The organism is Paenibacillus ihuae (genome assembly GCF_001368795.1).
Lineage (GTDB): Bacteria > Bacillota > Bacilli > Paenibacillales > Paenibacillaceae > Paenibacillus_AQ > Paenibacillus_AQ ihuae.
This window is the reverse complement of record NZ_LN831198.1, coordinates 628811-637802: the sequence shown is the minus strand read 5'-3', so window position 1 is coordinate 637802 and position 8992 is coordinate 628811. Positions and strand designations below refer to the sequence as shown.

The window sequence follows — 8992 nt, the reverse complement described above, 5'->3', positions numbered from 1 at the left end:
TCCACCTCGGGATTGCCGGATTGCACATCATCTAGCAGCAGCTTCCAATATTCACTGTTCGGATCATCACTGGCATACAGCTCATAACGGACACCATAGCGGGAATAGAGCGCTTCAAGGATACCGTCAACGAGGCGGGCATAAACGTCATACCCCTTGATTAGGCCATTTTTGCCTTCGTCGTATTCATAAATCACAGCTTGTTTTCTGCACTCCTGCTCCATTCTATTTCGTCCCCTTTATCGCTGCGAGCGGCATGCATTTGGCCACAACAGCAGCCAGGCCGGCGCCCGTAACGCTTTCTATGATCTCATCTACATTCTTATAGGCCTGAGGGGATTCGTCAATAATAGATTCCAGAGAATGCTGATTCACCACAATCTCATCTGCCTGCCCTACCTTCAGCGACTGTGAAAATTCATGGACCGATACCATCCGTTTGGTCGCTGTGCGTGACCGGATACGGCCCGCTCCATGACAGATGGAATAATAATTTTCTTCCCCGCCGGGCAGGCCGGTCATGATATAGGAAGCCGTTCCCATCGAGCCGGGAATCAGCGCTGGGTGTCCGGTCGCAGTATAGACTGACGGATTATCCGGATGGCCGGCCGGCAGGGCACGTGTTGCCCCCTTGCGGTGCACAAACTTGGTGCCGGAGGAGGTCTCCTCTTTCCAGGCATAATTGTGCATCAGATCGTAGAGCGTGCGCAGCTCGCATTTCGTACCGAACACGTCCCGGAAAGCCTCGCGGACCCCGTAAGCGATCAGATGGCGGTTCACTACCGCATAATTCAGCGCGGAGTACATCAGATTGACATAGCGCTGGCCTTGCGGATGCGCAAGCGGAGCGTAAATCAGCCGCGGGTCGGCGCTCCCGAGCCCCAGCTGCCCCATTACCTTGGCGAAGGCTGGGGTACAGAACTGGTTAACCAGCCCGCCCCAGGCACGGGAGCCGGAATGGATCATCACGGCAACCTGCCCGTCCTGCAGTCCCCAGGCTTCGGCTACTCCCCGCTGTTCCTCCGCGATTTCAATCGCCTGAATCTCTACGAAATGATTGCCTCCGCCGAGAGTGCCGAGCTGGCGGTGACCGCGGTGCCAGGCCATACCCGGCAGCTCATTCAGAATCTCCTCGTCAAAGGAAAGCTTGCTGATCTCCACATGGGACAGCGCGCTTGATTTCTTCGGTGTATAGCTGTCAGGGATGTATTTGTTCGGCAGGCCGTGCAGCCCCTTGCGGACGATATTCTCCAGCCGGATATCACTGTAATGGCCGCGCTGCTGTGCTTCCATCGGCAGATATTTCTCGATGGCGCGGACCAGCTTCCGGCGCAGCTTGACCTCACGCAGATCGTCTTTGTGCAGATTCGTCAGATGCACGCGCATGCCGCAGCCGATGTCGCTGCCCACGATGGACGGCGACACATAACCTGATGCGGCATCCCAGACCGCAGTAGTACCAATGCAGGTTCCGACACCTACATGCACATCCGGCGTATAGCTCATGTATTCGATATTCGGTATCTGCAGATTGTTGTCAGCCATTTCCAGGACCTTGTAATCAAGTGAGCCAAACAATTTCTCGCTGGCATATACCTTGAGGTCGCCGCCCGGAAGGGCCACCTCGTGTTTATAGCGGGGTTCATAGCCCGCTTGCTGATCTATGGTATTCATAAGTGATTTTCATTTCCTCTCAAGTTGGTTAGGCGGATAGCAAATTTCAGGTAACACAAAAAGAGCCGCAGATCAGTTCTGATCGTACGGCTCCCGGAGCGCTGGGTGAGCTTCGAATTCATGCTTCCGCAAGTTCAAAGCACACCCGTATACAGTTGTGACTGATGGGCAGGGCTGCGCATCATGTCTCCCGGACGAAGGCGATGAGATCAGATTGTTCATATGCAGTTGTCATGCGGCTTACCGGCGTTCTCAAACCATTTGTTCCAATCATGACCCATCGGCCTCCCTTCTCTAAATGTTAAACCCAATATTAAATGGCGCTGCTGCAGATTGTCAACCCTGAATTTGGTAAAGTTTAGTTTACTTAAATTTATGCCAGTCCTGGCTGCTGTTCTCCAGCAGATGCGCAAAATCATTCTCCAGCCGCTTCTGCTCGGCTTTACGCTGATCCTCAACCGCCTTGCGGGCTGCTTCCTTTTTGTCATTTTCTTCAGCCTTGAGCGCATCCGACTGCGCCTTCAGCTTGTTCAGCACATCGCTGCTAAGCAAATCCTTAAGTGTGGCCGGGGCATCCGCAGGAGCGGGGCGCTGTACACTTTCCGTTTTCTTCTTTTTAGCCATTTCAGACATCCTTTCGGTCTTATATATCCTTCAAATTTGTTTTAGTTATAGGTCTTTTCGTTTATAATGTTCAGTAAGAGGTGAGCCTAATGAAATCCATAGACCTGTGTCCAAAGTTACAGAAAAGCATGGATATTATCGGCAGACGCTGGACGGGCTTAATCATCTATCAGCTTCTCCAGGGACCGCAGCGCTTCAGTACCATCGAGGCGGCACTGCCCGTAAGCGGCAGACTCCTGTCGGAGCGGCTTAAGGAACTGGAGCAGGAGGGGATTGTCCTCCGCGAAGTTTTTCCCGAGACACCTGTAAGAATTCAATATTCCCTGACAGATAAAGGCCGGGGGCTGGAGTCGGTAATCCGCGATCTGGAAAAGTGGTCTGAATCCTGGATAGATTCCGGCGACTGCGGGCCTGAAACGGTTCCACCGAATTAGCTGTCCACGCTTCCTGAACAGCAGGATTATCTGCTACAGCTTGCGTCCGATAATAACCAAATCACGCTGGATGCCGTCCATTTCGGCGACACCCGGCAGCAATCCCCAATCTTCAAAACCAAATTTCCGCAGCAGGGCAAGACTTGGTTCATTATGCCCAAATACAAAGCCGACCAGATTCTGGACGCCAAGGCGCGGGCATTCCTCAAGCGCCTTGGCCAGCAGAATGCTGCCGGCGCCTTTGCCGCGGAATTTCTCATTTACATAGACACTGATCTCTGCGGTTGCATTATAGGCAGGACGCCCGTAGAACGACTGGAAGCTGAACCAGGCGGCAATCTCGCCCTCCTGCTTCAGTACCCAAAGCGGACGATGGTGGCTGTTATGCTCATGGAACCATTTGACCCGGTCTTCAATGCTCACAGGCTCAAGATCGGCTGTTACCATCCGTCCTGCTACTGTTGAATTGTAAATCTCCACGATTGCCTGTAAATCCTCAATTGCTGCATCTTCTATGGTGTAATTGTGCCAAGCCATTCTGCCATTCCTCCCAAAATATACTCAACAAAAGATATGAATCTGCTAAAGAAATGAATCCGCCTAATGACCGCCATCCTAAGGTTTAACCGTGCTTCAGGCCATTCCCGTCTGCTCCAGGCTCCATTGCCAAAGGCTTGCTGCTTCTTCCGCATTCTCCGCCCTTGGCGACAGCTGCTGGATTTGGTGGCGGTAATAATACTGTCCGGTTACTCTGCTCAGCTCTGGTGCCGTAGCCAGATAAATGGCCGTGTCTGCCCCCTGCTCAGGAGTCAGGAAATAGTGTGAGAGCAGCTTCAGCAACGAGCGGCCGAACCCTGTTTCGCGGTTCACTCCGATGCTTGTCCCCACCGCTCCCGGGTGCACCGCATTGGCTGTAACCGCAGTTCCCTGCAGGCGGGCAGCCAGTTCTCTGGTAAACAGGATATTAGCCAGCTTGGAACGGGCATAGGCCTTAGCCGGATTGAAGCCGCGCGATAGCGTATGATCGTCCAGATACAGCTTTCCAATCTTATAAGCACCAGAGGCTACAACAACGATCCGGCCCTGCTCTGCCGCCTTCAGCGGATCAAGCAACAGATTCGTCAGCAAAAAATGCCCCAGATGATTGACACCGAGATCCACTTCGAAGCCATCTGCCGTAAGCTCGCGTTTGACAGTCACGACTCCGGCATTATTAATCAGCACATCAAGCACCGGATATTCTGTTAAGAATTCCTCCGCAAAGCTGCGGATGCTCTGGAATGATGCCAGATCGCACAGCATCAGCGTAATGTCGTCCGAACCGCTTTGCCGCCGGGCTTCCACCAGTGCTTCCTCACCGCGCCTCTGGCTGCGGCAGGCCATAATCACCTTTGCCCCCCGGCGGGCCATCTCGATTGTTGTTGCCAGTCCCATCCCGGAATTGCCGCCGGTTACGAGCACCGTTTTTCCCTGCATGGCCGAATCCCCTCCCGTGCGCAGAACCTGCCAGCTTCAGCCCTGGCCTGGCCTTAATGAAGCAGATGTTTTAAGGCTATGTTACATCATATCAGGGGGTTAAGAAAAGGATAGCCCACAAAAGTTTCTGGAGGTGAATTCCGGGTTCCGGCCAAATTACGCCTGCAGGTGCACCCCGTCCGGTTATGATCTATAATGATAACGTTGTTTTAACGTGTAGACGAAAGGGGAACACCTGAAATGAATGAGGCTCTGAACAGCCTGGAGCAAGGAATGGCGGGTAACGGGCTGGATGCCCTGCTCGTAACTGATCCCAAGCATGTATACTATCTGACCGGCTTTTCCAGCAACCCGCATGAGCGGTTTCTGGGTCTGCTGCTGATCCGCGGAGAGGAGCCTGTACTGATTGTGCCGGCGCTCGATGCCGAAGCTGCCCATGCAGCCTCCTCCGTCACCACGATCCTGACGCACAGCGATACGGATAATCCTTATGAGCTGCTGAAGTCGCGTTTTGGCGGCGCTGCCCCGGGAACACTCGGCATCGAGAAGGAACACTTCTCCGTGAGCCGTTACGAGCTGCTGTCCGCGGCGGTTCCGGCCGGTCAATTCAGCGACATTGGACACCTGCTGCGGGCCATGCGGGCTAAGAAGACCCCGGAGGAAGTCGAGCGGATGAAGCATGCCGCCGAGCTCGTGGAGGAAGTCCTCCGCCGCGGCCTGAGCCACATTAAAAACGGGGTCACCGAAATCGAGCTGGTTGCAGAGCTTGAGTATCTGATGAAAAAGGTCGGCGCTTCCGGCCCCTCCTTCGATACGATGGTGCTCTCCGGACCAAAAACGGCTTTGCCGCACGGTGTGCCCGGTGACCGGGTTATCCGGCAAGGTGATTTGCTGATGTTCGATATGGGCGTGTATGCCGCAGGCTATGCCTCGGATATTACCCGGACCTTTGCTGTGGGTGAAATTGACGCCAAGCTGGTCGAGATTTACAACACCGTACTCGCTGCCAATATGGCCGGCATCGCAGCCTCGAGAGCCGGAGCCACCTTCGGTTCGGTTGACAAGGCAGCCCGTGATGTCATTGACGCTGCGGGTTACGGCGAGTACTTCATGCACCGGGTCGGCCACGGCCTGGGCATGGATACCCATGAATATCCTTCACTGCACGGCCTGAATGAAGATATTATCGAGAACGGGAACGTGTTCACTGTCGAGCCCGGAATCTATGTACCTGGCCTGGGCGGCGTGCGCATTGAAGATGATGTGTTCATTACGGCTGACGGTCCGGTCACATTGACCAGCTATCCGAAGGAACTGACTGTTCTTCATTTGTAACCAGCCGGTTAATGCTATTAAGGTTATCAAAAAAGCAGCAAGCCCCGCTTTCGGAGGCTTGCTGCTTTTCTATCTGGGCGCTAAGCCCGTTCTATAAATCAATCCGTGCTTCCGTGTCCCTGCGGGCCTCAGTCTCTTCAGCAAAGCGGAAGGAACGGGCAATATAAAGGATCGGCGTACCTGCAGCGGTCAGAAGGAATTTCGATAAGTAGGTCGTCAGCAAAATTTCGGTCCATACCCTTAGGTCGTAAAATCCGGCAAAGGCAATCAAGCAGAAAATCAGCGTATCTACAAAGGAGCTGATCATGGTGCTGCCGTTCGAACGAATCCAGAGCTGGCGTGAACTGCTGAAATATTGGCGTATCCATGAATAAAGCCGTACGTCCAGAAACTGACTGATAAAATAGGCTGTAAGGCTGCCCAATGCCAGACGAGGCATCATGCCGAATATGGTCTCCAGGGAAGATTGGGCTATATCCGTCTCCTGCGGCTCGAACATCAGAACCATCTGCATAATCACCGTCGTCATCAGCAGTGTGAAGAAACCGAACCAGACCGCATTACGCGCTTCAGAACGCCCGTATTTCTCATTAAGCAGATCGCTGGTCATATACAGCGTGACATACATGGTGTTACCCAGCGTCATTACAATTCCCAGCGGCATTTCAATTGTCTTGGCCACTTGAATATTGGCAATCACCGTTGCAACTCCGACCCAGGCATATAAGCCTTTTTTACCGAACAGGCGGTAGCAGAGCAGAAAGAATGCAAAATTGACAACCACGAACAAAATACCCCACAGCAAATTAAACATGTTTCTCTGAAGCCTCCTAGTTTTGGTTACGCGGGATGGTTACGAACCGCGGTTATTTAGTTTGTTAGAAACAAAAACATAAATACTCTATCATATATATAGCTAACAAGCCATGGAAATTTCATTTCTGTAAATCCAGTGCAGTGTCCGCCTATTTTCGTAAAACTAGCATTTCCTTCGATAATTATTCATATTTTTCTGAAAATTATGCTTTGTAATTCAATTTTTCACTATTCAACCGGAGGTTAATTCTATAGAATAGTTATCAATCAGATTCCCGGAAAACGATAGCCTGATATATGACCTGGACCTACGGAATATATTGCTGCCTGCCCCTGCTGTGAAGCATGGGCAATGGGATATACGATGCATCCAAACAAAAGAAGGAGAGAATGAAATGGTACGTTTTAAAAATTCGATCAGCCGCAAGTTCACGCTCTTATTGTTTGTCGTATTATTGCTTACGTCTCTTGTGCTAAGTGTCAGCTTCTACTTTATTTCGATGAATACGATCGACAACTACGTCATGCCGCAGATTAATAAGCTCCTGGGTGGCGCTGCCCAAGATGTATACAAGAACATGAACGCAACACATGCACAGCAGACCTTGAATAAAAGCGAACAGGCTGCAACCAATCTTCAATTCTATTTTAAAGAGAAAAAAGAGCAGCATGATGTAGAGACAGTTTTTCTGATCAATCTGGCTGAAGGTAAAGCCTCTGTATTGACTGCCGATCAAGGCGCTAAGCTAAAGGCTGAAGAAAGCCTTGCCGTAACCTCTGCAATGCAGCAGGCCGCCAAAGGAAAGACAGGACTCAGCGATACATATAGTGACAGTCACGGTATACATAAAACAGCCTATATTGGCATTCCCGGAAGCACGATGGTTATTGGTGTGAGTTATGATGTAGGTTTTGTTCAGGATAAAATCAACAGTATTATCTGGACCAGTGTGGCCATTACTCTTGCTTCGCTGATTATCGGCCTTGCCGCCGCCTATTACATGAGCCGCAGAATCACCCGCCCGCTCTCCCAGCTTACGGCATACAGCAACAAAATGGCCAGCGGTGACTTTACCCAGGAACTGGTGATTAAAGGGAATGATGAAGTCAGCCAGCTGTCCGAAAGCTTCCGCAGCATGGGCCAGAAGCTGAAGGATATGATCGGACAGGTTCTAGATACCTCCAATACAGTCGTCACGGATGCTAATGATCTGAAAACACGTGTTGAAGTGCTGAACGAAATGGCTCAGCGTTCCTCCGAGTCCGTAAGTGAGATCAGCAAAGGCAGCGCTACGATTGCCAGCAGTGCTATGGAGAATTCCCGGGCCATGGATGAAATCAATGTCGGCATCCAGCATATCGCTTCCGCCGCCGGCGAGGTTACCGAGCAGATCAGTGAAGCTTCCGCAGAGGCGACGGGCGGAAATGAGATTGCCCAGAGTGCTGTAGAACAAATGCGCCAGGTAGAGGTCGCCTCTGTACATTCACTGGAGCAATTCCGTATCATGAACGAGCGGTCGCAAATGATCGGTGAGGTTGTCCAGGGAATTACGGAGATTACGAAGCAGATCCAAATGCTGTCGCTGAATGCCTCCATTGAAGCAGCGCGTGCAGGCGAGCATGGCCGGGGTTTTGCCGTTGTTGCCGGAGAGGTGCGCAAGCTGTCCGAGCAGTCGAAGGAATCCAATGAGCAGATCCGCGATTTCCTGCTGGGTCTGCAGGAGGATATGAACCGTTCGGTAGAAGAGATGAATCATGTAAACTCGGAGGTCTCTTCCGGTGTCAGCAAAGTAGTTGAAGCAGGAAATGCCTTCAACCACCTGCTCATTCTTATTCAGAGCATCAACCACAGCATTCAGTCCGTCTCGGCTGCCACTCAGCAAATCTCTGCCGGAACCGAAGAAGTCAGTGCCTCTGTGGAGGAAGCCGCCCAGATTACTGCCAAGTCCCGCTCCAATGCGGACTCGCTGGCCGAGAACTCTTCCCGGCAGTATCAGGAGCTGGAAGGTCACGCACTGACCGTAGAGCATCTGCACGAACAAGCAGTCAGACTGCAGGAAGCCGTGCGGCAGTTCAAAATTTAGCCCCGCCGATCATAACAACTTCAATCACACCAAGGGACTCCCTGGAAGCTGCCAGCTTCCGGAGAGTCCCTTTTTTACACGAATATTTCGGCTCTTGGTCAGGATTCCTAAAGACAGTCCTTCGCCTTCACTGGCTGATCGTGCCTAGCTTCTAGGTGCCCAGAGGATCACCGACACTCCGATTACGCAGATGCCCGCCCCGATCCAGTCATACAGGTCCGGGGTTTTTTTGTCAACCAGCCAGCCCCACAGCACGGCCAACACAATGAACACCCCGCCATAAGCGGCATACACTCTGCCGAAGGACGGAAATTTCTGCAGCGTGGGAATGATGCCGTACGCGATCAGAATGACTGCACCGGTAAGGCCGTACCAGAGCGGACGGGACTCCCGCAGCCAGAGCCAGATAAGATATCCGCCGCCGATCTCGGCCAGTCCGGCCACAATAAACAGCAGAATCGCTATGAACACCCTTATCCCTCTTTTCCGGGCAGCCCCATAATTGTGTACACAGCCTCCATATCAAGGTTCTCCCGCACGGATGAAGCG

General features: G+C 52.2%; 9 protein-coding genes and 1 pseudogene. 3 read left to right on the top strand and 7 right to left on the bottom strand.

All coding sequences use genetic code 11. The features are described 5' to 3' along the window. From AQR02_RS33420 to AQR02_RS02890, 3 genes and pseudogenes are all read right to left on the bottom strand, one after another. Positions 1–224 (bottom strand): annotated as a pseudogene (locus tag AQR02_RS33420) (ATPase); the annotation flags it as partial. 1 nt (position 225) lies between these two features. Next, complete coding sequence (locus AQR02_RS02895) at positions 226–1674, bottom strand: RtcB family protein (RefSeq protein WP_054939314.1); 1449 nt, start codon at positions 1672–1674, stop codon at positions 226–228. A 363-nt stretch (positions 1675–2037) separates the two neighbouring features. Then, entirely contained in the window at positions 2038–2298 is a 261-nt protein-coding gene (locus AQR02_RS02890; RefSeq protein ID WP_054939313.1) for a YqkE family protein, read from the bottom strand. Positions 2299–2387: 89 nt separating this feature from the next. Between AQR02_RS02890 and AQR02_RS02885 the strand changes: the two genes are divergently transcribed. After that, positions 2388–2732: a winged helix-turn-helix transcriptional regulator gene (locus AQR02_RS02885; protein WP_054939312.1), complete on the top strand. Its 345-nt coding sequence runs from the start codon at positions 2388–2390 to the stop codon at positions 2730–2732. Between the two features lie 33 nt (positions 2733–2765). On the opposite strand, the gene AQR02_RS02880 is transcribed toward AQR02_RS02885, so the two are convergent. Together AQR02_RS02880 and AQR02_RS02875 are read right to left on the bottom strand one after the other, a co-directional pair. Further along, on the bottom strand, positions 2766–3269 hold the full coding sequence (locus tag AQR02_RS02880) for a GNAT family N-acetyltransferase (RefSeq protein ID WP_054939311.1): 504 nt from the start codon (positions 3267–3269) through the stop codon (positions 2766–2768). A 96-nt stretch (positions 3270–3365) separates the two neighbouring features. Next, positions 3366–4208 carry an SDR family oxidoreductase gene (locus tag AQR02_RS02875; protein WP_054939310.1) on the bottom strand — a complete coding sequence of 281 codons (843 nt, stop codon included), beginning with the start codon at positions 4206–4208 and terminating at the stop codon, positions 3366–3368. A gap of 240 nt (positions 4209–4448) precedes the next feature. Between AQR02_RS02875 and AQR02_RS02870 the strand changes: the two genes are divergently transcribed. After that, a complete protein-coding gene (locus AQR02_RS02870; RefSeq protein WP_054939309.1) occupies positions 4449–5543 on the top strand; it encodes a M24 family metallopeptidase in 1095 nt (364 codons plus the stop codon). A gap of 91 nt (positions 5544–5634) precedes the next feature. On the opposite strand, the gene AQR02_RS02865 is transcribed toward AQR02_RS02870, so the two are convergent. Further along, a complete protein-coding gene (locus tag AQR02_RS02865; protein ID WP_054939308.1) occupies positions 5635–6357 on the bottom strand; it encodes a queuosine precursor transporter in 723 nt (240 codons plus the stop codon). A 397-nt stretch (positions 6358–6754) separates the two neighbouring features. On the opposite strand from AQR02_RS02865, the gene AQR02_RS02860 reads away from it, so the two are divergent. Beyond that, complete coding sequence (locus AQR02_RS02860; RefSeq protein ID WP_054939307.1) at positions 6755–8443, top strand: methyl-accepting chemotaxis protein; 1689 nt, start codon at positions 6755–6757, stop codon at positions 8441–8443. 144 nt (positions 8444–8587) lie between these two features. Here AQR02_RS02860 and AQR02_RS02855 read toward each other — a convergent pair whose 3' ends face one another. Beyond that, a complete protein-coding gene (locus AQR02_RS02855; RefSeq protein ID WP_054939306.1) occupies positions 8588–8914 on the bottom strand; it encodes a YnfA family protein in 327 nt (108 codons plus the stop codon). Positions 8915–8992 lie beyond the last annotated feature (78 nt).

What these genes read in the sequence shown, in the direction of transcription:
- AQR02_RS02895 (WP_054939314.1), bottom strand. Translation starts at nt 1,674, where the DNA reads ATGAATACCATAGATCAGCAAGCGGGCTATGAACCCCGCTATAAACAC.
- AQR02_RS02890 (WP_054939313.1), bottom strand. Translation starts at nt 2,298, where the DNA reads ATGGCTAAAAAGAAGAAAACGGAAAGTGTACAGCGCCCCGCTCCTGCG.
- AQR02_RS02885 (WP_054939312.1), top strand. Translation starts at nt 2,388, where the DNA reads ATGAAATCCATAGACCTGTGTCCAAAGTTACAGAAAAGCATGGATATT.
- AQR02_RS02880 (WP_054939311.1), bottom strand. Translation starts at nt 3,269, where the DNA reads ATGGCTTGGCACAATTACACCATAGAAGATGCAGCAATTGAGGATTTA.
- AQR02_RS02875 (WP_054939310.1), bottom strand. Translation starts at nt 4,208, where the DNA reads ATGCAGGGAAAAACGGTGCTCGTAACCGGCGGCAATTCCGGGATGGGA.
- AQR02_RS02870 (WP_054939309.1), top strand. Translation starts at nt 4,449, where the DNA reads ATGAATGAGGCTCTGAACAGCCTGGAGCAAGGAATGGCGGGTAACGGG.
- AQR02_RS02865 (WP_054939308.1), bottom strand. Translation starts at nt 6,357, where the DNA reads ATGTTTAATTTGCTGTGGGGTATTTTGTTCGTGGTTGTCAATTTTGCA.
- AQR02_RS02860 (WP_054939307.1), top strand. Translation starts at nt 6,755, where the DNA reads ATGGTACGTTTTAAAAATTCGATCAGCCGCAAGTTCACGCTCTTATTG.